Below are 23,084 nucleotides of genomic sequence, written 5' to 3' on the forward strand. Positions count from 1 at the left end.
TTTAAACCTCTTATCTCACCTTATGGATAATCATTATCACCATGATAAATCTTTTCAGATTTTTGCGTGGATTTGCCATTATTGCTCACGCTAACTACTACTATGTTTTGTTTCTAGATTTATCTATATTCATAAATATTCACAATTAGCCAATAATACCAAATTGAGATAGGTAGTATTGTTTCGGAGTTTTGGAATAGCCTAAGAATCTAGGCTTTTAATCTAAAATCCAAAATCTAAAATCCAAAATTGGTACAGGCTTCTACTTTTTAACAAATTCTTCATTGACAAGCAAGTCGATAAAATGATAATCGTTATCACTAGCAAAAATTATACTTTAATGGAGAAACCCAGTGGTTTCAAAATACACTAGCGGCTGGCGCAAGCAAGCTTCTCTTGCTGTGGGCTTATTTTTGGCTGCACCATTAGTTTTATCAATGGATATCTCACCAGCCAAAGCTGATGGGATTCATAGCGATGATACTGAATTTTACGTTGGTTTAGATAGTTTACAAGTGCTAGCAAGTGGCACGTATACAGGATTAAATAACCCCAACTACAATCGTTTAACCTTCTTATTTGCCCACCGAGAAGAGAATGCAGCTAGTAGTCATTTTCATGGAATAGGTTCTTATAGTTACTTGGGTACTGTAGATAGCCCAAGTGTGAATTCAACTAATGCGAACAATAGAATTCCTGAAACTTACACAGGAATTTTACCACTGCAATTGTTACCAGGGACAGGAATTTATGCTGGTCGCTTGGTGAGTGCTGACACCCACGCAGAATATAGCAATCTCAACGTTGCATCTATCACCTCCTTAGCCGATGCGACAGAAGCAGTTGATCAATATTTGTTTAATAGTTCTCGTGGTCGTTGGCGATCGCCTTTGACTGGTGCAACAATTGGTTTACAGTTGGTAGAAATCAGTAGTGGTTTGAATATTGCTAATGAATCTGGGGACAATATTCTCCAGTCAATAGGTGATATTTATACCCTTGGTGGTGGTGATGATTTTTCCTTTACTCCCACATTCTGGACACAAAAAACAGCAACGCCGGGCAAATATTCAGCAACATTTAAGTTGGTGGATTTAAGTAATAACTATCAAGAATCTGGGACATTTAGCTTTGATTTTCGAGTTGAAAAAGTATCAGAACCTTCCACAACTATTGCTTTGGGACTAGCGGGTTTATTGGCTTTGTCTGTGTCCCATCTTAAAAAACGGACTGTTGACTCCAGCGAATTTTAGATTTTAGTTTTTGGATTAAATCTAAAGTAAGGGCGGGTTTAAAAACATATCTGTTTTGCCAACGTTAATTTTTCTCAGAACCCGCCCCTACCATTCCAAAATCTACAATTTATCCGCCACCCAAGTGGTCGAGAGTCGGCTGCTAATTATCTAAAACATTTAGCTAGTTTCTACCGTATTGCTAATGTAGACAGCAATACAATTAATATGGCGTTAAACGTTAATTTCAAAGGTTGTGAAAACACTATTTAATTACAAGGTATAAGTAAAATCATTGACTAACATTCCTGGAACTAAACTTCCGCCTAGTTGACGACTTTCATAAGTACCGACTTCAGGAATGAGTTCTTGGAAGTTGGTAAAGTCAATTAAATTCTCTCCCCAGAAGCGATAGAGGCTTTCATCAAAGCGTAGGTTTTCTATAGGTGCGACAATTTCCCCGTTTTCCACCCAAAAACAAGCATAACGAGTCATACCTGTAATTCTACCCGTAGGGCGATCGCTCCAGTTCAAGTAATGCAAATTCGATACATACAAGCCTGTATCTAAACTAGGCAAAATTTGGTCATATTCTAAATTACCTGGACTAATTTCTGGCGCACGTAAAGTTTCGGAACTATTAGCACCGTTAGCGATTTTTTCATATTCTTTTGCAGTGCGAGAATTAATCAAAGTATTGATTAAAATACCATTACTAATGATTGGGGTTTCAAGGTCAGCAATTTCTCCCAATTCATTAAATCGCGGTACTAATCCTCGTTGAAAATTTTCTTTTAAATTAAATAAAGGAGATAATTCTTTTTCTTGACGCGATAAAACTGCTAAAGCACTGTTTCCTTGTTGGATATCTGCTTCACTTACAGCCCCCCATGAGAGCATACTTAATAAATCAGCGACAGCCGCAGGTGCAAAGTAAGTTTTGTATTGTCCCCTTGGTAATTCCTTCGGTGTACTAGATAGTAATTTCAGTTGTTTTTTACCTTCGCTAATTTTAGCAGCATAGGCTGTTGCATCCCAATTACTACCAGCAAATATCCCTTTAACCGCTTGTCCAGATTCAATAAATAAAGAATAGTCTAACGTAAAAGAATCAGTAGCAAACCAATGTTTTTGTCCACTAGAATCCCCATAGGCTCTAATAACAATTCCCCCAGCATATATACCAGTAAAATCTAATTCTTTAACTTCTTCTAAAATATTGGCAACTAATATATCTGCTGACAATAAATTACCTATATTAACCTCATGACTGATATTATTTCCTGATGGTAAAACCAAATAGGGATCAACAGGTAATACAGGCAATTCATCCCTGAGTTCTAGTAACGCATGATATGCTACTTGCCAGTCAGTTTCCCAGTTACCAGTAAAGGGAAATTGACGAAAACTGCTGCGCTGATTGGTCATTAGGGTTAATTCTACCCAGCCATCAGCCACATAACCAGTTTGCCGAACTTTAGCATGATTTAAGCGAGTAAATTGACTGCGTTCACAGTTCAATTTGATCGTAAATTCCTCATTTTCTGCTTTTTTAGCCAATAGAGTTTCTAATATTTGATTAAAACTTGCTTCTAAATGGGATATTTCTTGTTTCATATTGGGACTGGGGATTAGGGATTGGGGACTGGGGACTGGGGAAGGTAGACAAGGGGAACAAGGGGGACAAGGTAGAATTTATTTCTCTATCAACACTCAACACCGACTAAACGTCGCGCTACCCCTAACAAAACTCATTAGTCATTAGTCATTAGTCATTAGTCATTAGTCACCACTTATTACTTATTACTTATTACTCATTACTCATTACTCAGCACTCACCACCCACCACTCAGCACTCCTGCTAACTTCCTCCGCCAAAAACTTCGACATCAGCAAATACACACACTGGTGAGCCGTGTCCCACCCAAATTGCTTGGTTGGGTTCGCCTTTTCCACAAAAAGGTGTGCCGTACATTTCCCAGTTGGAATCATTACCAACTTGGATTAAGCTGTGCCAAAACTCTGGGGTTGTGGCTCGGTAGTTAGGATTACGGAGAGTTTTGGTAAGTTTACCATTTTCGATTAATTTGGCATACTCACAGCCAAATTGAAATTTATAACGGCGATCATCGATTGACCAAGAACGGTTAGATTCCATGTAAACGCCGTGTTCGATATTACTAATGATCTCGTCAAAACTGGCGTTACCTGGCTCTAAATTCAGGTTAGCCATACGGTCGATAGGAGCGCGATTCCAGGAGGATGCGCGCGCACAGGCGACTCCTGGAACACCTGCTCTAGCTTGACTTTCTAAACTACCTAAACCCCGTTGTAATACGCCATCTTTGATTAAATATTCCCGTGTAGCCACTACGCCTGTGTCATCAAAGCCGTAGCTAGCGTATTCACCCTCGACGGTGGGGTCAAAGGTAATATTCATCAAGGGTGAGCCGTAGACTAGTGTACCGAAATCACTGGTCTTGACAAAACTACCGCCGGCGTAGTTTCGCTCATCTCCTAAAATGCGGTCAAGTTCTAGGGGATGTCCGACACTTTCATGAATTTGTAACATCATTTGGTCGGGGGCTAATACTAAATTGGTGCGAGTGGTAGGACATTCTGCGGCGGTTAACAGTTCTATCGCTTGTTCGCCAATTTGCTGCACCTGTCGCCATAAATTCTCTCGGTGTAACAGTTCCATTCCGCCTTGATAACAGTGTGCTTGCCAACCGTTATTGCTGCGTTGTTGGACTATTGCCCCATCTTGAGCGATCGCTCCATAATTAGTTCCCAAAGAAATAAACTTTTGATATACCTCAGAACCATTACTGCTGACAAACCAACTCTCTTTTTGATTGGTGTTGACGTTAGCTGAAGTTTGGACAATGTTGTCGTTTATTTTCAGAGTGTGACAAATCCGCACCAGCAAATCATTAATTTCTCCTGGACATAAAGCATCCAGGGGTTGTAAAAATGGCGAGTTATATTCACCCACAACTTTGGGACGTTCCGTAACTCGGAAAGGATAAATCCACCATTCACTAGCAGCAAGTGCTTGTTTATACGCTATTTCCGCCGCCGCTTGTAAAGATGGTAACTCCAGAGAATTAGTTGCGGCGTAACCCAGACAGCCATTAACTAAAACCTCTAGCATTGCGCCCATTGTCGTAGATTTGCCGTTAGCTTGCGGCAAACCATCACGGACATAATGGTTAGCAGCCGTCTCCTTGACAACTCGGATACCGATCCAATCAGCAGGTATTTTAAAACTAGCGATCGCTTTCGTAAGTTCAGACCACATAATGATTTTAGTAAGTAGTGAGTGCTGAGTAATGTTAGCGGTAGCGCGGCGTTTAGCCGGTGCTGAGTAATGCTAAGAGAGAAATAAATTCTACCTTGTCTACCTTGTCTACCTTGTCCCCAATCCCCAGTCCCCATTCCCCAATCCCCAGTCCCCATTCCCTAATTTCTATGCCAACGTGTACCTTGTGGGCTATCAATTAAAGTTATACCTTGAGCTTGTAATTCGTTGCGGATGCGATCGCTTTCGGCAAAGTTTTTGGCTTTTCGTGCGTCTTGTCTTTGCTGAATTAGAGCCTCAATGTCGGCATCAGTTAAACCATCTTTTGTTATGGTTTCCTCATCTGGTGTTGCTTCCAAACCCAAAACTTTAGCCAAGGTAATTAGGGTGTACCATTGGCGGTGAAGTTCATCGGAGGGAGTTTTGGTTTTTCCTTCATGCACCAAAATATTGCCTTCTCGGCGGAGTTCTTTGGCTAGTTCAAATAACACCGCTAAACCACCGGAGAAGTTAAAGTCATCATCCCCTAGTTCTTGAAAACGGGTAACGAGTTCGGGAATCATCAAATTCCCCCCTGCTCCCCTGCTCCCCTGCTCCCCTGCTTGTTCACCCCATCCCAGTTGCTCACCGTATTGTGAACCAAAAAGTAAGCCTTCCTTGAGGGTTTTCCAGCTATTTTCCGCAGTGGCGATCGCTTCTTCAGTAAAATCTAAGGGTTTGCGGTAGTGTGCCTGTAAAACAAATAATCTGACCGCCATTGCGTTGACTGGTTCACCATGCCAATTTCCCGTCCCATCTAATAATTCGCGAATGGTGATGAAATTACCCAGGGACTTTGACATTTTCTGTCCATTCACCATCACCATGCCGTTATGTGTCCAGTAACGCGCCAGTGGTTTATTAATAGCAGCTTCTGACTGAGCAATTTCGTTTTCATGGTGGGGAAAAATTAAATCACCACCACCGCCATGAATATCGATTGTCTCTCCTAATCTAGAGCGAATCATCGCCGAGCATTCAATGTGCCATCCTGGACGACCTTCACCCCACGGTGAACTCCACGCAGGTTCACCAGGTTTTGCTCCCTTCCACAAAGCAAAATCAAAGGGGTGTTGCTTTTTCGCTTCTGATTCTTCTGCATCTAGCCGACCGCTAGCACCTGCTTGCATTTGCTCTAGTTCTCTACCGGAAAGTTTGCCATAAGCAGGAAATTTTTCCACACGGTAATAAACATCACCACCAACGGCGTAGGCTAGACCTTTTTCTTCGAGAATTTGAATCAGTTGATGAATTTCGGGAATATGCTCAGTCACGCGGGGATACTCATCCGCGTCCATGACATTTAAACGCCGGATGTCTTCAAAATAGGCATCAATAAAGCGGTTAGATACCGCTTCCATTGTTGAACCTTGTTCTTTAGCTCGGTTAAGAATTTTATCATCGATATCCGTAAAATTCTGGATATAGGCGACGGCAAAGCCACGCCAGATTAAATAACGGCGAATTGTATCCCACACAATATAGGAACGTGCATGACCCAAATGGCAGTAGTCATAAACTGTGACACCGCAGCAATACATCTTAACTTTGCCTGGTTCTACGGTTTCAAACGGTTCTTGACGACGTGTGAGAGTATTGTAAATAGTTAGGGTCATAACACAGTAACTTTGAAATAGAGATACGCGATAATAGGATAAAACAACAAAAATAATTATCCAGCATCCCTATGCTAGTACATCACGGCAGAAATACAACGACCATTTAAAACAGTGCCAAGGGTGGAAATTTAACTCTTAATACTTTTGACGTTACTAGCATTTTTAACTTTTCTCAAAGTTTCCAATTTTTTGATTACAGTCTTATGCAATCAGCAGTTACAACCAATTCTCAACCAATGGACGCTCCCAAGCAAGGAATGCCAGTAACAATTATTACTGGATTTCTTGGTAGTGGTAAAACCACCTTACTTAACCATATCCTCAGCAATCAACAGGGTTTAAAAACCGCCGTTTTAGTCAATGAATTTGGGGAAATCGGCATCGATAACGAGTTAATTGTTTCCACTGATGAGAACATGGTGGAACTGAGTAACGGTTGTATTTGCTGCACTATTAATAATGATTTAGTTGATGCCGTATATAAAGTTTTAGAACGGGAAGAAAAGCTAGATTATTTAGTTGTCGAAACTACAGGACTAGCTGATCCTCTACCAGTAGCTTTAACTTTTTTGGGTACAGAATTACGGGATTTAACTCGGCTAGATTCAATTATTACTGTCGTAGATGCAGCCAATTACAGTTTAGATTTATTTAACTCCCAAGCTGCTTACAGTCAAATTGCCTACGGTGATGTGATTATTTTGAACAAAGCAGATTTAGTTGATGAAGCTACATTAGAGGAATTAGAAAGAAAAATCAACGAAGTCAAAGAAGGAGCGAGGATTTTAAGAACAACGCGATCGCAAGTTTCTTTACCTTTAATCCTGAGTGTGGGACTGTTTGAATCTGACAAATATTTTGACACAGTTGATGAGCATGCTCACGACCATCATGATCATGACCATGATCATTCAACCTGCGGTCATGACCATCACGACCATGACCATGACCATTCAAACTGCGGTCACGACCATCACGACCATGACCATGACCATTCAAACTGCGGTCACGACCATCACGACCACGACCACCACCATCATCATTCAAACCACTTAGAAAATGATGGTTTTACTTCCATATCCTTCCAAAGTGATCAGCCTTTATCTATCCGTAAATTCCAATATTTTCTAGATAACCAGTTACCAACAAATATCTTCCGCGCCAAGGGGATCATGTGGTTTGATGAGAGTCCCAAACGTCACATTTTTCACCTGTGCGGTAAGCGTTTCACCTTAGATGATGATGACTGGAAAGGCGAACCCAAAAATCAATTAGTGCTGATTGGTCAAAATTTAGACAAGGAAACCTTACTTTCTCAATTAGAAAACTGTCTTTGTCTACCTTCCACCAACAGAGGTAAAGGTTTTGGGAAATAGTTGTTAGTCAATAGTCAATAGTCATTAGTCATTGGTCATTAGTCATTAGTTATTGGTGATTAATAAAATGACTAATGGCTCATGTTAGAAGAAAGATCACTATTATGCGTGTAATTGTCCAGCGAGTGAAATCGTCTCAAGTGACTGTAGATGGTGAAACCATTGGCAAAATTGGCCGAGGCTTGAATTTACTCGTAGGTATTGCTGACACAGACACAGATGTAGAACTTGATTGGATGGCGCGTAAATGTCTAGAACTACGGCTATTTCCTAATACAGAAGACGGTGACAGGTGGCAAAAATCCGTACAAGAAATTGGTGGTGATTTATTAGTAGTGAGCCAATTTACCCTCTACGGCGACTGTCGCAAAGGTCGCCGTCCCTCCTTTGACCGTTCAGCCAACCCATCCCAAGCCGAAGAACTGTATAACAGTTTTGTAGCGAAGTTAAGAACTAGTGGCTTGCTAGTAGAAACAGGCAAATTCGGCGCAATGATGCAAGTGAGTGTTGAAAATGATGGGCCAGTAACTTTGATCTTGGAGAAAGAGTCAATGGTCAATGGTCAATAGTTATTAGTCATTAGTCATTAGTCATTAGTCATTAGTTTTTCTCCTCCCTTGTCTACCTTGTCTACCTTTTCTCCTCTTCCCCAGTCCCCAATCCCCAGTCCCCAATCCCCAGTATTCAATTCCCACCAAATAATGAGACAATATTAAACTAATGATTACAAAACTTTAAATTCATTCATCATGGCGAAAATCCAGTTTTCCAGGGGACTTGACGAAGACGTAATTCCAGATGTACGGTTGACGCGATCGCGCAGTGGTGACACTGGTACAGCAACGTTTATTTTTAATAATCCCAAGATTTTAGACCAAGCTACTACTGAAGATATTACTGGGATGTACTTAATTGATGAAGAGGGAGAACTGATTACTCGTGAGGTAAAAGCTAAGTTCATCAACGGTAAACCAGAAAGCTTAGAAGCTGTTTATTTGATGAAATCTAGCGAAGAATGGGATCGCTTTATGCGCTTTATGGAGCGATACGCCGAAGAAAATGATTTAGGATTTAGTAAGTCCTAAGTGGTCAAATTTTTAGTTAGTCCCTAAATATATTTACTGTACTTTCAATCGAATAAACACCACAATCTATATCACCGCTAAATCCCCAAGGGTTAGCGGTGAAAGTTTTAAGGGAGAAAAACTTGAATATGCGAGTAAATCCTGTTGCAGTTACTCTAGTTGCTTCAATGGTAGCAATGCAGAGTGCCTCCGCGCGAGATATCGACATTACCAGTCAACCTTTTATGCGAGCTGCGCTGACGGTGATGACGTTTGATTATTTTGCCGCGAAATGTGAACAGCGTGGGGGATTTAAGCCTGATGATGCAGGCAAAATTGCTGTGTGGGAAAAAACCAATGGTGTAGCTCAGATTAGAGCGCGCTTGAGTGACTTTGAGCGTCATCCCACCGAAAAGCGTCAACTCGAACAGGCGTTAGCTATCATTACTAACAAAGTTGAAGAACAAAGTAATAGTATTGACACTTGTCAGGCGGCGTTGTCACTTTCCGGGCTACCCGAAGCACAGTTTGCCAAGATATCACCCGAAATTTTAGCCCCAGTAAGCAACCCACCCCAAAACCGTCAGGAAACCGTTAAACCACCAGCTTCGAGGAATGCGATCGCACCCTCTGGTGTAAACTCACAAACCGTGGCTCAAATCCATAGTTTCGGCTTCAATACTCGACCCAAAATAGGTATTGGTGGTTTTGTGGCTCTCGATATTTATCCTATTGTTCTGTTTCGCAATGGAGAAGTGCTGACCGACGTTGAAGGATTGTCTTTCAATGGTGGTTTGACAGCCCACAAGCGTGCAAACCCCAAAGACTGGACTCGTTGGCGAAATCAGGGCGGAAAACTTCAAATCGCTACCAAAGACGGCTGGGAAAACTTACCTTTTCAAACAACCTATGGCAAATTACCAGATAACTTCAAACTCGATGGCTTGTTTCGCTCACTTTCTGGTACAGGGACGGTTGCAATTGGAGGTAGTCAATCTGTTGCAGTTTGGCAAGACTATCGTTTTTCACCAGATGGCCGAGTCGTGCGCGGTCGAGGTGCAGGTGGACAGTCCGAATTTGGGGATTCATCGGTCGTTACCAGCAACATCGTACCCAATCAACGCGGTCGCTATCGGATACAAGGGTTAACCCTAAATATTACTTATGACGATGGTTCACAAGAACGCCGCATTTTAATTACTGATCCCAAAGATCCCAAAAGTGCCATTTGGCTAGATGGAATTAGCTACGTACGCCGCAAGCAGTAAGGGAATTCTAACTTAAAAAATATCCTATCACTATGTAGGCAGGGGGCAGGGGGCAGGGAGCAGGGGAGATACAAGAAATATCAACTAAGTAAATTGGATAATTTATTTTCTGGAAGTCCCTAATTTTGTTATGACAAGACAACCTCACCCCAATACACCAGGAATGACTGTAACTTGTGCAGTTGTGACTGTCAGTGATACACGCACCCCAGACACAGATAAAAGCGGTCAAATTATCCAGCAATTACTCATCGATGCTGACCATACTGTAGGAGCATACACCATCATTCCCGATGAACCAGCGCAAATTCAACAGCAGATAGAATTACTCAGTAAAAAAGCAAATCTCGATGCTGTAATTTTCAATGGTGGTACGGGGATCGCACCTAGAGATACTACCTATGATGCCATTGAAAAATTGTTAGAAAAAACCCTACCAGGATTTGGGGAGTTGTTTAGATTCTTAAGTTATCAAGAAATTGGTTCACGCGCGATCGCTTCTCGTGCAGTTGCCGGTGTTTATCAAGATAAAATCATATTTTCCCTACCTGGTTCTAGCAATGCTGTGCGCTTAGGTATGGAAAAGCTAATTTTGCCAGAAATCACCCATTTAGTTAGTCAAATAAGACAATAGGGAGTAAGGAACTTCTAAATTTTGACTTTATCTAGGGACTTCCAGAAAATAAATTATCCAATTTCTGCGAGAAGACATCGTAATTTTTCCCCCTGCTCCCTGCCCCCTGCACCTCTGCCTTTAAGTTATTTTGGTCTAGCGCAACCTTCTAATACAGTGTTGCCACTAATATAGATAGCTGAGTAGGGATACTTGATATCAGACATTCCATCACTACAGGATGCTACCTTTTTGATTACCAGAGTATTAGTTAAGTTGTTTTTACCTCTTAATCGATAAACTCTGACTACATCTACAGGACGACCTGATGCTTGTAAAGGCGCGACATAGGGAAAACTTTGGCGAGATTCTGGAGTGGAATAAGTAATACCTTTTTTACTAACTGTCACACTCCAAAATGGCTCTGTTCCACTGACAATAAACTCTTCTGTAACACGATTTCGATTGTTAGCCTGAGCAACTAACAAGTTACTATTGTTGGCATTGCTGGGAGTGCTTGCTAATAAGTTGGCACTAATCCCCATTAATAATATAGGTGCAATTAATCGTTTCATATTTGCATTGAATAACTCTATAAATATATTCAATTTGCTGACAGATAATTTCTGAATAAGTTAGTCAATAGTCATTAGTCATTAGTCATTAGTCATTAGTCATTAGTCACTAGTTTTTGCTACTTGTCTACCTTGTCTCCAATGCCCAATGCCCAATTCCCTAGTCCCCAATCCCCAGTCCCCAATCCCCAAACAGAATAACCCCACCTTCCTCTAGAAAGCGGGGTTAATATTTATGGTTATTTAAAAAGCTTTAAAAAGGAGCGATCGCTATACAAATTGTCGCTAAAATTGCGGCGATGATGTAGAAAACACCAACTACTTGTAATTCTGACCAACCAGATAATTCTAAGTGATGATGTAAAGGAGCCATTTTAAATAAACGCTTGCCTTTGCCATCGGGGCCTTTTGTGGCTTTGTAATAAGTTACCTGTGCCATCACAGATAGGGTTTCTACAAAGAAGATGCCACTGAGGATAAATAAGGCTACTAAAGTGTTAGTTAACAATCCTACGGCGGCTAAAGCACCACCCAAAGCTAGAGAACCTGTGTCTCCCATGAATACGCGGGCGGGGTTGCGGTTGTGTGCCAAAAAGCCTAAACAGCTACCACTCAAGGCTGCACAGAAAACCATTAATTCTGGGGAATTAGGGGCAGCTATCGCACCTAATGCTAACAAGGCGATCGCAACTGTACCACCGGCTAAACCGTCAATACCATCAGTTAAGTTAGTAGCATTACTCTCTGCTACCAGCACGAAACCGGCTAAAGGCCAAAATAAGAATCCTAAAGGTAGGGCAAAACTCACCCAAGGTAAAGCAATACTTGTAATATTAGCGGGTTGATTAAACATCAGCCAGACACAAAAGGCAACCGCAAAACCGATTTGCAACATCAGTTTCATCCGAGGTGAGATACCTTTATTAGATTTGCGGCGGAGAATTTGCCAGTCGTCAATCCAGCCAATTAAACCATAGCTAAGAGTTAAAGCAGAGACGGCAAGCACTTGGGGAGCAAAATTAGACCAAACACAAGCGACAATCACCGCTACAGGGATGAAGAAGATTCCTCCCATAGTTGGTGTACCCGCTTTCTTTAAGTGGGCTTGTGGGCCATCTTCACGGATAATTTGCCCAGCTTTCAGTTTTTGTAGCATAGGAACTACAAAGTAACCTACCACTGCTGACATGACGGCAGACACTAACAAAGGCAAGGTGAGAGACATACCCTGCCAGGGGGTTCTGTTTGCCAGCCAATCTAAAGTTACGGCTGCTATTCCTAGTCCAGTGGCTAAACCAGAAGCTAGACCGATGCCAGAAAAATTCAATCCTTGGTTTGGAGATAATTTAGCGTCCACAAAACCTTCCCTTCACTCCACACTAAATAAAACTGCTTAACTGCATAAGTTTTCGGAAAAATATCAGTCTTTTAAAAGATTAATCTTCATCTAGAGTGATATCGTCGTCATCATCATCAAGGTAATCAATGCCATCATCTCCGCCCAGAAATTCGGAAATTTCTTCTTCTTCATCTTGAAAATCAGGTTCGTGGACATCCCTAGCGATAATGCGTCCGTTAGCTTGTAGCCAATCTAATAAAGAAGATTCTTGCTTTAGAGGGATGACAGCAGCACGCTGATTTCGGGGTTCTTCACGTAGGGGAGAATTCAACATATCGATTTAATAGGCAAAAAAGCTTATGTAACTAGACATTAAGAAGTCTATCACTTGATACGCAATAATTTAGTTATTTCTTCAACTATGGGATGAATAAATCCGCAAGCTAACAAAAATATTTTATTTAATAGTGATAAAGCAATTAACAATTGATTGTGAGTATTTTTTCTGGAGTCATACATAGGGATTAACATCGAAATAATAAGGCTTGAATTCTGATAGTTATTGAGGGATAGGTGATGGTGAAAAAAGCCGCTCTATTAAATGCGATCGCCGGGACAAATCGGGGTTTACTAGCTAGTGAACCGCAAAAGCAGGCTATCTTAGCTGCGATCGCCACCTTAGAAGACCTAAATCCTACACCGCGTCCTGTAGAGGCTGCCAACCTGCTAGAAGGCAATTGGCGTTTACTTTATACCACTAGCAAGGCTCTCTTGAACATAGATCGCCTACCGATATATAAACTTGGACAAATTTATCAGTGTATTCGGGTAGAAACCAGCAGTGTTTACAATATTGCCGAAATCTATGGCTTACCTTATCTCGAAGGATTAGTCAGTGTTGCGGCTAAATTTGAGCCAGTTTCTGAACGGCGCGTCCAAGTAAAATTCCAGCGTTCTATCGTTGGTTTACAACGATTAATAGGATACACTTCCCCAGAGAATTTGATCCAACAAATTGTTGCGGGTAAAAAATTTACGGCTTTAGATGTACCTATCAACAGCGAAACACAACAGGGTTGGTTAGATATCACCTACATCGACGAGAATCTACGGATTGGCAGGGGTAACGAGGGTAGCGTGTTTGTTTTGAGCAAAACATAAGATTTTCCTTAAAAATGTGTTTGCGAACGAACTTATTTTATTGTTGCCACTTTGTCAAGTAGGGCATGACCCCATACTAGGTTGGCAAGGTTGGACATAAAAGTAACTGGAGGTAGAGATCGGTTGATTGGGGATTGGGGACTGGGAGAAAAATACTAATGACTATTGACTAATGACTATTGACTATTACCAAATCAGATAAATAACTTAACAAAACCTCTAGTAACGACCTTCAAGTTGTAGAGTGAAATCAATTAGCCCTACATAAATGGCGATTCATAACTAAAAGGGAAAATAATCATGGTACAACGTGGTTCTAAAGTTCGTATTCTTCGCCCCGAATCCTACTGGTTTCAAGAAGTAGGCACTGTGGCTTCTGTAGACCAAAGCGGCATCAAATACCCTGTAATTGTCCGCTTTGAGAAGGTGAATTACTCCGGTATCAACACCAACAACTTCGCTGTTGACGAACTCGTAGAGGTCGCACCACCCCCAGCTAAAGCCAAAAAATAACTAAGCAGCCAAGTCTGAAAGGATTTATTTAATGGGATGATGAAGTGAAGGGTGATGTATAGATACTGGAGTATGAAAATTATAAGCAAATTATAATTATTTCATTCTTCACCCCAGACTAGCCTACTAATTCTGTACCTACCTGCGGGTATTTGCGGATCATTTTTCGGAGTTTGGGCAGACATTGTATCTATATTATTAATCTCATTTTTGATCCCTATAAATAAATCCAATCGCTTGCTTAATCAGCTTAAATGCCTGAACTGCCTGAAGTTGAAACAGTCCGTCGGGGTCTGAATCAGTTGACCCTGAATTGCAAAATCACGGGTGGAGATGTGTTGCTAAATCGCACCGTCGCCCACCCTTTTTCTGTAGATGAGTTTGTAAATGCGATCGCCAATCAGACCATAGTTAATTGGCAACGTCGCGGTAAGTATCTCCTGGCTGAACTTTCTCAATCTTCCCCATCTCCCTCTAGTAGTTGGCTAGGAGTGCATTTGCGGATGACTGGTCAATTGCTATGGCTAAAGCAAGATGAACCATTGCATAAGCACACACGAGTCAGAATCTTTTTTGAGAATCAGCAGGAATTACGGTTTGTTGACCAGCGCACTTTCGGACAAATGTGGTGGGTACAGCCTGGGGTAGCTGTAGAAAGTGTGATTACTGGTTTAGCCAAACTTGCAGCCGATCCCTTTTCGCCAGAGTTCACAGTGAAGTATTTAGCCAATAAATTACATAATCGTCGCCGACCGATTAAGACTGCACTATTAGATCAGTCTGTGGTGGCTGGGTTGGGTAATATTTATGCTGACGAAGCCTTATTTAAAAGTGGCATATTACCGCAAACTCTGTGTACAGATTTAAAGTTAGAGCAAATTGAGCCTTTGCGAACGGCAATTATTCAAGTCTTAGAAACCAGTATTGCGGCTGGTGGTACGACTTTTAGTAATTTCCTGAATGTTAAGGGGATCAATGGTAACTATGGGGGTGTAGCCTGGGTTTACAATCGCACAGGCGAACCCTGTAGAGTTTGTGGCGAAGTAATTCAACGCATCAAGTTGGCAGGAAGATCCAGCCATTTTTGTTCTCAGTGTCAAAGTTAGGGGGGTAAGGGTGTGAGGGTATAGGGGTATAGGGGAGATTAAGGTAAGGTGAGTTCGACGAATTTTAAGAAACTCTCTCTAAACCTCTCTCATGCAAAGAACGAGGCTTTAAAACCTTCATTTTTCGTTGATTCTCAATATATCTAAGCCCCTCTCCGCGTCGGAGCGAAAAGTCTGGGCGGAGGTTTCCTCCGAACAGAACTTTTCAAGAGAGAGGGGTTTGGGGAGAGGTCGTCGAATTCACCTTAAGATAGGATTTGTACCCAATCCCCAATCCCTCACAAGTGTAGGTTTTTTACCCAGCAGTGAGTGATGACTCTCAGACTAACGACAGAATCATTGTTTCACTCACCCCTACACCCCTAAACCCTTACACCCCTACACCCCAAAACCAAGGTTTTTGGTACACAACGTAAAAAACCTACATCTGTCAGACCCCCAATCCCCAATCCCCCAATCCCCTATAATTCTCTATAAAATAACGTAATCAATTGAGAGGGGAACTTATGCCGATTAAGAAAGGAAATATGGTGCGCGCTGTGCGTGAGAAGCTAGAAAATAGTTTGGAAGCTAAAGCTAGTGATACTCGCTTTCCAGCGTATTTATTTGATACTCAAGGTGAAGTCGTAGATATTAAAGGTGATTACGCCTTAGTGAAGTTTGGACAAGTCCCCACCCCTAATATTTGGTTACGTTTAGATCAACTGGCAGAATTTGAATAATCTGTTGGTGAATTACCCATAACAAAATAAGCTTGTAGTAAGCACTTTAGTGCTTAAGGATTTCAGGACTAAAGTCCTTACTACAAACGATTACGGGATTTTATCACTTTGGTCACTGGCGATCGCAATTCTAGCTGTTACCCTTAGTAACTATACAGGTTGCATTGTCTAAGCAAGTTTATGTTTTCTCCTGTTGAATCCCCAATTGTCTGTCGTCTACCGCGCGTTGCTATTATCGGTGCTGGTAGGGTGGGTAGTACGTTAGCCCAACGCATTGCTGAGAAAAATCTGGCGGATGTGGTGTTATTAGATATTGTTGAGGGAATACCTCAAGGTTTAGCACTGGATTTATTAGAAGCTAGGGGTATTGAATTACATAATCGTGAGATTATCGGCACAAATAATTATGCAGATACAGCAGATTCGCAAATTGTGGTGATTACCGCCGGATTTCCCCGCAAAACAGGGATGAGTCGGGATGATTTGCTCAAAACCAATGCCAAGATTGTGGTTGAAGCTGCTAAAAATGCGATCGCCTATTCTCCTAATGCTATTTTTATCGTAGTCACCAATCCTTTAGATGTGATGACTTATCTAGCTTGGGAAGCTACAGGTTTACCGCGAAATAGAATTATGGGGATGGCTGGGGTACTAGACTCAGCACGGTTTGAAGCTTTTATCGCCTTGGAATTAGGGGTATTACCTGCTGATGTCAAGGCGATGGTGTTAGGTAGTCACGGGGATTTGATGGTTCCGTTATCTCGTTACGCCACCGTTAATGGTATCCCCATTACAGAATTATTAGATGCAGAAACAATTGCGCGCTTAGTAGAAAGGACTCGCAATGGTGGTGCAGAAATTGTGGAATTAATGCAGACTGGCGGTGCATTTTTCGCGCCAGCTTCCGCGACAAGTTTGATGGTGGAATCGATTGTATTGAATCAGTCACGGTTGTTACCTGTGGCGGCGCATCTGCAAGGTGAATATGGTTTAAAAGATGTGGTGATTGGTGTACCTTGTCGTTTGGGTTCTCATGGAATTGAGAGTATTTTAGAATTAAATCTGAGTGATTCTGAAAAAGAAGCTTTGCATATTTCGGCTCAAGCTGTACGGAAAAATATCGAGCGATCGCAAGAAATTTTAGCTGCAACAAGTTCGATATAGTCAAAACAAAAGGCAGTAGTTTTAGAAGCTACTGCCTAATTTAAAATCACACAATTCATCACCTCATAAAACCAAATTTTTCAGTAGTTATTCGTCTTCGTCTTCATCATCGTGGCGGTATTGTCGAGAACGGCGACGACCAGAATCTTCCTCATCATCTTCATCATCATAACGGTCTTCACGGGAACTGCGGCGACTATAATTTTCTTCATCTTCATCATCATAACGGTCTTCGCCGTCTCTTCTTCCTCTGCGTCCCCGATATTCCCGATAATCTGCTTCTTCCTCACGTTCTTCGCGCCTTGAACCACTCATAAAATCCTGAGCTTTTCGTAAAAAATCACCCACCATAATTGATTTCCTCGCTGAGATATTGCAGTAGGATAAACACCTATTTTGCAAAAATTTGTAGTTACCCCTGTTATGATGAGTCGGTTTTTTTGTTCTTCCGTCCTACTTTTGAAATACTTTGCGATCGTTCTTGAGAAATATACTTTTAGTTGGATTATATGTGCAGAAAAATAATAAGTGTTCTCTAGAAATGATCTTTACAAACAATAATTTGACGTAAAACATACTGTGGAATTAGTAGCATAATTTACAGTGGTATCATAACAAAACTATCTATTTAGTGTATTTTCAATAACATAATAAGCATATTTATATTTGGTCGCTTGTGCCTTATTTATTGATAAAATAGCAATTTGTCTAAAATTTCCAGAAAATTTTCAATGCTACATAAATAGTATATGCAATAAAAAGCAAATTATAATATTGTCAGAATTATCAGTTAAATAGGCTACATCACATGGGTTCAGGCAAAGATAGCTTACAGAGTGCCAAAACTAAAACTCGTCTTCTGCTGGCTTTATGGGATTTGGGAGGAACACAGCAGGAAGTAAAGAAAGGGCAACTCAACAAGCGCATTTTATCGAAGGGCAAGAAAGCCGCAGATTATCAAGGTGTATTTGAGGAATTACAGAAACAAGGGACGATATCGATTTCAAAAACAGGATATTCTCTGACATCGCCCAAGGGTTTGAAGGTGCTGAGTGACGGTTTGAGAAGTGGTGAGTTTAAGTTTGATGGCACTATTGTTGGCACTTGGGCGGCGAATGCGTTGGTGAAGTGGATTGGCCAAATTGATATTGCAGAGGTTAGCACATCTACACCAGCTAATGGGAGCAGTGCGATCGCTTCTTATGAAGAGTTCAAGTCAGTGGTGTTGGAAGTCTACGACAAGTTGAACCAGAATTACAACTTTAATGATTTAGTACCAATTTATCGGCTCAGAAGAGAAATAGGTGATCGCGTTAGTCGTGAAAGTTTCAATAATTGGCTACTTGAAATACAGACTGACGACATACTTCAGCTAATTGCTGGTGAAATTCCAGACTTCACTCCTGATAAACGTGAAGATTCAATAACCATACCTGAAGTTGGATTGCGTTCTTATGCCAAGAAATTGAGTTGATTAGATTGTCCTCAGATACTTTGAAGTTCCTCACACTAAATAGAATTGTTATGACAAATAATCCTGTTTCTTCAATAGAAGTTGTCAACGCTGCTATTCAAAGCCAAAATCCATTCATTAATGCTGGAATTGCTAAAGAGCAAGATGTTTGGGGAAGAAAGCTTCCTGATGTAACTACGCTCAATTCCCATGCTTCTGACACAGTTTTTCAGGCGATTGATCTGGTAAATAAAAGTACATATAGTCAAGATAAAGTAACATCAATAGCCATAACGGCACAACAAGGAGTCGGTAAAACTCATCTTCTCAGCCGTATTCGTCATCGATTAGAGCAGGAAGGTGGTGCTTTATTTATATATGCTAGCGTCAATAACTATACTGACTTGAACTTAGTCAAGTACCAATTTCAGCAAACTTTGGCAGATAGTCTGAGCAAAACTGGTAGCCAAAAGGTTATGCAGTGGCAAGAAGTAGCCGCAGCTATGGCAAACGAAGGTTTTAAATCAATCAATGCTAATGCTCCTAGTCTTTCTGCATGGGATCTACTCGAAAGATTTGATAAAGTCTATGCAAATTGGTTGGCTAAAAATAAAAATTTGATGGACAAACTGACTAGTGAAGTACTCAAAACAAAACCAAATGCAGATCCTTATATCGTTAGAGCTATTTTGTGGACTCTTTCTGATACCCAAGCAACCTTTGCAATCAAATGGCTCTCTGGTGAAGAATTAGCAAAATCAAATGCTGATTTCTTGGGTTTACCAAATGCTGTTAAAACAAATCAAGATAGAGAGGCTGAAGCTCTTAAGAATATTCAACAGATATTAAATTTAGTTAGTTACTATAATTCAGTAGTTATTTGTTTTGATGAAATAGATGTAAAAAATAATGCTAATGATGATGGTTTGCCTACAGAAATTGTAATTGCTAATTTAGTCAAAATCCTTCATGATACCCTTGAAAACTCCGAATTAGGCAAAGGTATTGTAATTATTACAGTTATGCTACCAGAAACCTGGACAGATAAAATACTAAACATACCAGGAGGTACACCTGCTAGAGCATCAAAATATACAGGTACAAAACCAATAGATTTAAGAAATATTGATAGTAATTCTCTTGTTGAATTGGTAAATCTTTGGTTACAAGATTTCTACAATACAAATAGTTTATTACCTCCTCATCCTTTGTACCCATTTGAAGAAATTAAGCTGAAAGAATATGGCAAACGAAGACCAACTATTAGAGAGGCGTTGAAGTGGTGTGCAGAAAACTTTAAAGCTCCAGGAGATATTTTACCAGATGACCCATATGAAAGATTTGAACTTGCTTTGAATAGAGAAATTACAACAGATAAAGAAAATTATCTGGATGATAATTCTTTAATCGCTGAAGCTTTACGCTTAGGTTTTGAAACGCTAAAAGGAGAAATATTAGAAGGGGAAACATCAACAGGCGAAAAATTAAACCAATTAGAGATAATTGATGTTGAAGAAGTGCCAGCTAAATCACAAAATAACGGTTATATTAATTTCAAAGTAGTTACCAGAGAAAATGAAAAAATTATTAAAATTGGATTAGCTGTCATCCAACCACCTAGATCAGTACTATCAGGATTAAATCGACTAACTCAATACCAAACTTTCGATATAAATCGTGGTTGTTTATTGCGTTCTAAATCTCGAAAAATTAATAAAAAAGGAGAGGCTTATCAATTACTTAAGCATCTAGTATCAAACTTGGGTGGTGAATGGGTAGATTTAAAGGCAGAAGAAATCAAACCCATTATTGATATATATTATGTTTATCAAAAACGTGATAACTACCGAATTAACGATGAGCAGTTCATAACATTTGCAAAAAAATTAACTCGTACAAATCCTTTATTACTAGAGATTTTGAGTTCTCCTTGTGGACAAGTTGATGAAGAAACTATTGAAGCAGAAGAACTGTTAAATGACTTTCTCAACCCCTCAGTTATAGAAGAAACAGATGATTCGGATGATCTGAGTGAGTTGTTTACATAAGTATGAGCGAATCAATCTTACTTCAAACAAGTTTGTTGCTACCTGCTCCTGATATAGCAGCTTTAATTGAAGGCAGAACTATCACAGCTATGCCTCGGAAATTCATCCACCCAGGGCAAAAATTTGCTCTCTGTCCAACTAATATTGTGACACTATCAAATGAAAAATTCTATCGTTCAAATTTTTTACATATTGTCCAAAGTGTTACTGCTAACTTAAATTCTAAAACAGCCTTAATTACAGCTTGGGCGAAATGTGAACTGTGTCAAATGCTAAATGCTCCAGAATCATTTGATGCTTTGTCTCAATTAACTATCTGGACAAAAGAAGCATTAGAAGAAAATCTCAAACAAAGACCCTATATCTTTTTAGCTTACTTGCGTGTTTATTTACTACCAGAAGCACAGGAGATTGATCTACAAAATCAAATACGCCAATTTATACCTTTGCCACATTCTCTAACTGTTACTGAAGCAGACCCAATATTAACTGATCGCACTTTCGCACAACGCAAACAACAACTGCAAAACTTAGAACCTCCAAAGCATCCTGAATTAGAAGAATTGCAGAGTATTCTATCCCAACTTGCAATTAACAACCCAGCCGCCCAAGAATTAAATGATGATATCCAAATATTTTTAGGTTGGAATAATACTAAGCATATTCAACCAATAAATACAGATTTAGCTTGGATAAATAATATTGCATCTCTGGGTAATCGAAGCCTAGAACTAGATGAGAAAAAAAGTAATTACCAAGCTGGAACAGATTTTGAGAATATCACACGCCAAAGCTTAGATTTTTTAGGGTTTAAAGTTGAGGATGCTTTCAAAGGAGGTGCTGGCGGTTTAGATTTATTTTGTTCAAAACCATACCCTCTAGTTTGTGAATGTAAAGCAGGTAAACTGATTCCTAGCCACACAGTACAAGAACTGATTAAGTTGGGTGGTATGCACTTAGGTGCAGATAAATTCCTACACTCGGCTAAATTGATAATTGGCCCTGGTAATCCCTCAACAGATACTCTAAAAGCCGCACAACAATGGAAAGTAAGTATTATTAATGCTATGACTTTACAAAAGCTAGTTGAATTAAAAGCAAAATATCCTGGTGCTATCAACTTAATTGAACTTAAGCAATATTTAGAACCTGGACAAATTGACGATAAGATTGATGAGTATATTGCTCAGACTGAACAGCAGATTAAATTGCGATCGCACGTTATCCAAGTATTAAAAAATTATCTTGAACTTACCAAATACGATCGTGCTGGAGTTGAAGCACTTCATGCTGCATATATGACTTCTTATCCTCCTACATCCCTAGAATCTAGGCAATTACACGAAATTTTAATAGAACTTTCATCGCCATTAACAGGGTACTTAGGGCGAATTAAAAGTAATGATTGGAGAAGCGATCGCTTTTACTATTTACGTGACTTACCACTTAACTAAAGATTAGTTTTAAGAGTACCAGTGTTGAGATAATTTTGAATAAAGAAAAGTAACAATAACCAAAGAGCGATCGCATTTCCTCGAATGTTAAGCAAAGTAACGGGAAAACAGCGATCGCCTTTTTTTGTCGGAAAGTTTTATACGTAAATATAACTACTAGTTCTGAATATTACGTTAACTTTATACCTATGTCCTGAGTTGTATACTTTACAAAAACTTTTAAATTTATACTGTCGAACAAGTAAGGATATACTGATTACACTAATAGTTAAGAAAACACTTGTAAATTTAAAATCAGAGGTAAAATGGAATATGTATTACCAAATTTGGGCGTTCTTTCTCCAAGAAGACGAATACCAGCAGTGGAGAAAAAATACAAAACTTAATAATAATTATAATAGATTAACATGGCAAAAAATCATTGATTTTTTCGCTTCTGTAGAAGATAACTTCCTTGTCAAGAGTCAATTGGGAGAAGCAAAAAATCCAGAGCATTTTATTAGCATTGCAACTGAAAATGGCTATCACTTAATCTTAGAAGAACTAGCTTGGTTTCTTGTCACCAGAAAGCATATTTGGACATTTCTTGATTTCGCACAAAAAACCCCATCTGTCAAAGACAAACTATTAGCATCTAAAACTCCTCAACAATTTGTACAAATAGCGGCTAATTATGGTTATCACTTTACCGTCGATGAATTAGCCTGGCTACTCACAGAAATTAAATCATCACCAGAATTAGTACCAATTGATAATAGTGTGGGAGAAGTTGATACTGTCTCTAACTACGGCAAAATCGAAATAGGATATTGGATTTGGTTAGCGGAAGAATGGGGAATCATAGCACCTTTTTGTCATAGAGAACCACCACTGAACTTTATGTCTCAGTATGGTGACAATCCTTTTTTGCCAGATCGCTGTTTCTTGCCCAAAAGCTACTTTAATCAGCACTTAATTAGCAATAGATAGACACTCAACACTCAAAGATTTGCCTTTTGTGTGCTGCGAAACAGTTTACAGACATGAATTTATTAATT

22 protein-coding genes are annotated in these 23,084 nt (G+C 40.0%); 15 read left to right on the forward strand and 7 right to left on the reverse strand.

Translation table 11 applies throughout. From position 1 onward, the window contains the following. Window positions 1-353 precede the first annotated feature (353 nt). Window positions 354-1,253, forward strand: a complete 900-nt coding sequence (locus CLI64_RS18415; RefSeq protein ID WP_103138565.1) for an all3515 family Zur-repressed PEP-CTERM protein — start codon at window positions 354-356, stop codon at window positions 1,251-1,253. 252 nt (window positions 1,254-1,505) lie between these two features. Here CLI64_RS18415 and CLI64_RS18420 read toward each other — a convergent pair whose 3' ends face one another. From CLI64_RS18420 to cysS, 3 genes are all read right to left on the reverse strand, one after another. After that, window positions 1,506-2,849 (reverse strand): TldD/PmbA family protein, encoded by a 1,344-nt coding sequence (locus tag CLI64_RS18420; protein WP_103138566.1) that lies wholly within the window; start codon window positions 2,847-2,849, stop codon window positions 1,506-1,508. Window positions 2,850-3,093: 244 nt separating this feature from the next. Then, window positions 3,094-4,533, reverse strand: coding sequence for a TldD/PmbA family protein (locus tag CLI64_RS18425; protein ID WP_103138567.1), 1,440 nt, complete (start codon window positions 4,531-4,533; stop codon window positions 3,094-3,096). A 161-nt stretch (window positions 4,534-4,694) separates the two neighbouring features. After that, window positions 4,695-6,188: a cysteine--tRNA ligase gene (gene cysS / locus CLI64_RS18430; protein ID WP_103138568.1), complete on the reverse strand. Its 1,494-nt coding sequence runs from the start codon at window positions 6,186-6,188 to the stop codon at window positions 4,695-4,697. A 206-nt stretch (window positions 6,189-6,394) separates the two neighbouring features. On the opposite strand from cysS, the gene CLI64_RS18435 reads away from it, so the two are divergent. The 5 genes from CLI64_RS18435 to CLI64_RS18455 all read left to right on the forward strand — a co-directional run bounded on the left by CLI64_RS18435 (window position 6,395) and on the right by CLI64_RS18455 (window position 10,533). Next, window positions 6,395-7,567, forward strand: a complete 1,173-nt coding sequence (locus CLI64_RS18435; RefSeq protein ID WP_103138569.1) for a GTP-binding protein — start codon at window positions 6,395-6,397, stop codon at window positions 7,565-7,567. 104 nt (window positions 7,568-7,671) lie between these two features. Further along, window positions 7,672-8,136 carry a D-aminoacyl-tRNA deacylase gene (gene dtd / locus CLI64_RS18440; RefSeq protein WP_103138570.1) on the forward strand — a complete coding sequence of 155 codons (465 nt, stop codon included), beginning with the start codon at window positions 7,672-7,674 and terminating at the stop codon, window positions 8,134-8,136. Between the two features lie 180 nt (window positions 8,137-8,316). After that, a complete protein-coding gene (gene psb28 / locus CLI64_RS18445) occupies window positions 8,317-8,652 on the forward strand; it encodes a photosystem II reaction center protein Psb28 (RefSeq protein WP_103138571.1) in 336 nt (111 codons plus the stop codon). 128 nt (window positions 8,653-8,780) lie between these two features. Then, on the forward strand, window positions 8,781-9,899 hold the full coding sequence (locus CLI64_RS18450) for a hypothetical protein (RefSeq protein WP_103138572.1): 1,119 nt from the start codon (window positions 8,781-8,783) through the stop codon (window positions 9,897-9,899). A gap of 130 nt (window positions 9,900-10,029) precedes the next feature. Then, complete coding sequence (locus tag CLI64_RS18455) at window positions 10,030-10,533, forward strand: molybdenum cofactor biosynthesis protein B (RefSeq protein WP_103138573.1); 504 nt, start codon at window positions 10,030-10,032, stop codon at window positions 10,531-10,533. Window positions 10,534-10,658: 125 nt separating this feature from the next. Here CLI64_RS18455 and CLI64_RS18460 read toward each other — a convergent pair whose 3' ends face one another. The 3 genes from CLI64_RS18460 to CLI64_RS18470 all read right to left on the reverse strand — a co-directional run bounded on the left by CLI64_RS18460 (window position 10,659) and on the right by CLI64_RS18470 (window position 12,760). Then, window positions 10,659-11,087: a COG3650 family protein gene (locus CLI64_RS18460; protein WP_103138574.1), complete on the reverse strand. Its 429-nt coding sequence runs from the start codon at window positions 11,085-11,087 to the stop codon at window positions 10,659-10,661. Between the two features lie 253 nt (window positions 11,088-11,340). Then, the gene (mraY, locus tag CLI64_RS18465) at window positions 11,341-12,444 is read right to left on the reverse strand and encodes a phospho-N-acetylmuramoyl-pentapeptide-transferase (RefSeq protein WP_103138575.1); all 1,104 of its coding nucleotides are present in this window, start codon (window positions 12,442-12,444) and stop codon (window positions 11,341-11,343) included. A gap of 79 nt (window positions 12,445-12,523) precedes the next feature. Further along, the gene (locus tag CLI64_RS18470; RefSeq protein WP_103138576.1) at window positions 12,524-12,760 is read right to left on the reverse strand and encodes a DUF3134 domain-containing protein; all 237 of its coding nucleotides are present in this window, start codon (window positions 12,758-12,760) and stop codon (window positions 12,524-12,526) included. Window positions 12,761-13,002: 242 nt separating this feature from the next. Between CLI64_RS18470 and CLI64_RS18475 the strand changes: the two genes are divergently transcribed. From CLI64_RS18475 to mdh, 5 genes are all read left to right on the forward strand, one after another. Then, window positions 13,003-13,587 carry a PAP/fibrillin family protein gene (locus CLI64_RS18475; RefSeq protein ID WP_103138577.1) on the forward strand — a complete coding sequence of 195 codons (585 nt, stop codon included), beginning with the start codon at window positions 13,003-13,005 and terminating at the stop codon, window positions 13,585-13,587. A gap of 300 nt (window positions 13,588-13,887) precedes the next feature. Beyond that, window positions 13,888-14,100 carry a photosystem I reaction center subunit IV gene (locus CLI64_RS18480; RefSeq protein ID WP_103138578.1) on the forward strand — a complete coding sequence of 71 codons (213 nt, stop codon included), beginning with the start codon at window positions 13,888-13,890 and terminating at the stop codon, window positions 14,098-14,100. A 254-nt stretch (window positions 14,101-14,354) separates the two neighbouring features. Continuing rightward, window positions 14,355-15,206, forward strand: a complete 852-nt coding sequence (locus CLI64_RS18485) for a DNA-formamidopyrimidine glycosylase (RefSeq protein WP_103138579.1) — start codon at window positions 14,355-14,357, stop codon at window positions 15,204-15,206. A 506-nt stretch (window positions 15,207-15,712) separates the two neighbouring features. After that, window positions 15,713-15,928, forward strand: a complete 216-nt coding sequence (locus tag CLI64_RS18490; protein WP_103138580.1) for an NAD(P)H-quinone oxidoreductase subunit O — start codon at window positions 15,713-15,715, stop codon at window positions 15,926-15,928. Between the two features lie 180 nt (window positions 15,929-16,108). Further along, the gene (gene mdh / locus CLI64_RS18495) at window positions 16,109-17,092 is read left to right on the forward strand and encodes a malate dehydrogenase (RefSeq protein WP_103138581.1); all 984 of its coding nucleotides are present in this window, start codon (window positions 16,109-16,111) and stop codon (window positions 17,090-17,092) included. Between the two features lie 87 nt (window positions 17,093-17,179). On the opposite strand, the gene CLI64_RS18500 is transcribed toward mdh, so the two are convergent. Then, window positions 17,180-17,443 (reverse strand): hypothetical protein, encoded by a 264-nt coding sequence (locus tag CLI64_RS18500; protein ID WP_103138582.1) that lies wholly within the window; start codon window positions 17,441-17,443, stop codon window positions 17,180-17,182. 457 nt (window positions 17,444-17,900) lie between these two features. Between CLI64_RS18500 and CLI64_RS18505 the strand changes: the two genes are divergently transcribed. The 4 genes from CLI64_RS18505 (at window position 17,901) to CLI64_RS18520 (ending at window position 23,016) form a co-directional block, all read left to right on the forward strand. After that, on the forward strand, window positions 17,901-18,566 hold the full coding sequence (locus tag CLI64_RS18505) for a hypothetical protein (protein WP_103138583.1): 666 nt from the start codon (window positions 17,901-17,903) through the stop codon (window positions 18,564-18,566). Window positions 18,567-18,616: 50 nt separating this feature from the next. Next, window positions 18,617-20,593, forward strand: a complete 1,977-nt coding sequence (locus tag CLI64_RS18510; protein ID WP_103138584.1) for a P-loop NTPase fold protein — start codon at window positions 18,617-18,619, stop codon at window positions 20,591-20,593. 2 nt (window positions 20,594-20,595) lie between these two features. Further along, on the forward strand, window positions 20,596-22,047 hold the full coding sequence (locus CLI64_RS18515; protein ID WP_103138585.1) for a DUF1802 family protein: 1,452 nt from the start codon (window positions 20,596-20,598) through the stop codon (window positions 22,045-22,047). 312 nt (window positions 22,048-22,359) lie between these two features. Next, on the forward strand, window positions 22,360-23,016 hold the full coding sequence (locus CLI64_RS18520; protein WP_103138586.1) for a Nif11-like leader peptide family natural product precursor: 657 nt from the start codon (window positions 22,360-22,362) through the stop codon (window positions 23,014-23,016). The last annotated feature ends 68 nt before the right edge of the window (window positions 23,017-23,084 follow it).

The organism is Nostoc sp. CENA543 (genome assembly GCF_002896875.1).
GTDB lineage: Bacteria > Cyanobacteriota > Cyanobacteriia > Cyanobacteriales > Nostocaceae > Trichormus.

Excerpts from the sequence above, each read along its gene's own strand:
- CLI64_RS18470 (WP_103138576.1), bottom strand. The coding sequence starts at position 12,760 with ATGTTGAATTCTCCCCTACGTGAAGAACCCCGAAATCAGCGTGCTGCT.
- cysS (WP_103138568.1), bottom strand. The coding sequence starts at position 6,188 with ATGACCCTAACTATTTACAATACTCTCACACGTCGTCAAGAACCGTTT.
- CLI64_RS18420 (WP_103138566.1), bottom strand. The coding sequence starts at position 2,849 with ATGAAACAAGAAATATCCCATTTAGAAGCAAGTTTTAATCAAATATTA.
- CLI64_RS18480 (WP_103138578.1), top strand. The coding sequence starts at position 13,888 with ATGGTACAACGTGGTTCTAAAGTTCGTATTCTTCGCCCCGAATCCTAC.
- CLI64_RS18455 (WP_103138573.1), top strand. The coding sequence starts at position 10,030 with ATGACAAGACAACCTCACCCCAATACACCAGGAATGACTGTAACTTGT.
- mdh (WP_103138581.1), top strand. The coding sequence starts at position 16,109 with ATGTTTTCTCCTGTTGAATCCCCAATTGTCTGTCGTCTACCGCGCGTT.
- psb28 (WP_103138571.1), top strand. The coding sequence starts at position 8,317 with ATGGCGAAAATCCAGTTTTCCAGGGGACTTGACGAAGACGTAATTCCA.
- CLI64_RS18505 (WP_103138583.1), top strand. The coding sequence starts at position 17,901 with ATGGGTTCAGGCAAAGATAGCTTACAGAGTGCCAAAACTAAAACTCGT.
- CLI64_RS18450 (WP_103138572.1), top strand. The coding sequence starts at position 8,781 with ATGCGAGTAAATCCTGTTGCAGTTACTCTAGTTGCTTCAATGGTAGCA.
- CLI64_RS18485 (WP_103138579.1), top strand. The coding sequence starts at position 14,355 with ATGCCTGAACTGCCTGAAGTTGAAACAGTCCGTCGGGGTCTGAATCAG.
- CLI64_RS18515 (WP_103138585.1), top strand. The coding sequence starts at position 20,596 with ATGAGCGAATCAATCTTACTTCAAACAAGTTTGTTGCTACCTGCTCCT.
- CLI64_RS18510 (WP_103138584.1), top strand. The coding sequence starts at position 18,617 with ATGACAAATAATCCTGTTTCTTCAATAGAAGTTGTCAACGCTGCTATT.
- CLI64_RS18425 (WP_103138567.1), bottom strand. The coding sequence starts at position 4,533 with ATGTGGTCTGAACTTACGAAAGCGATCGCTAGTTTTAAAATACCTGCT.
- CLI64_RS18475 (WP_103138577.1), top strand. The coding sequence starts at position 13,003 with ATGGTGAAAAAAGCCGCTCTATTAAATGCGATCGCCGGGACAAATCGG.
- dtd (WP_103138570.1), top strand. The coding sequence starts at position 7,672 with ATGCGTGTAATTGTCCAGCGAGTGAAATCGTCTCAAGTGACTGTAGAT.
- CLI64_RS18460 (WP_103138574.1), bottom strand. The coding sequence starts at position 11,087 with ATGAAACGATTAATTGCACCTATATTATTAATGGGGATTAGTGCCAAC.
- CLI64_RS18520 (WP_103138586.1), top strand. The coding sequence starts at position 22,360 with ATGTATTACCAAATTTGGGCGTTCTTTCTCCAAGAAGACGAATACCAG.
- CLI64_RS18435 (WP_103138569.1), top strand. The coding sequence starts at position 6,395 with ATGCAATCAGCAGTTACAACCAATTCTCAACCAATGGACGCTCCCAAG.
- CLI64_RS18490 (WP_103138580.1), top strand. The coding sequence starts at position 15,713 with ATGCCGATTAAGAAAGGAAATATGGTGCGCGCTGTGCGTGAGAAGCTA.
- CLI64_RS18500 (WP_103138582.1), bottom strand. The coding sequence starts at position 17,443 with ATGGTGGGTGATTTTTTACGAAAAGCTCAGGATTTTATGAGTGGTTCA.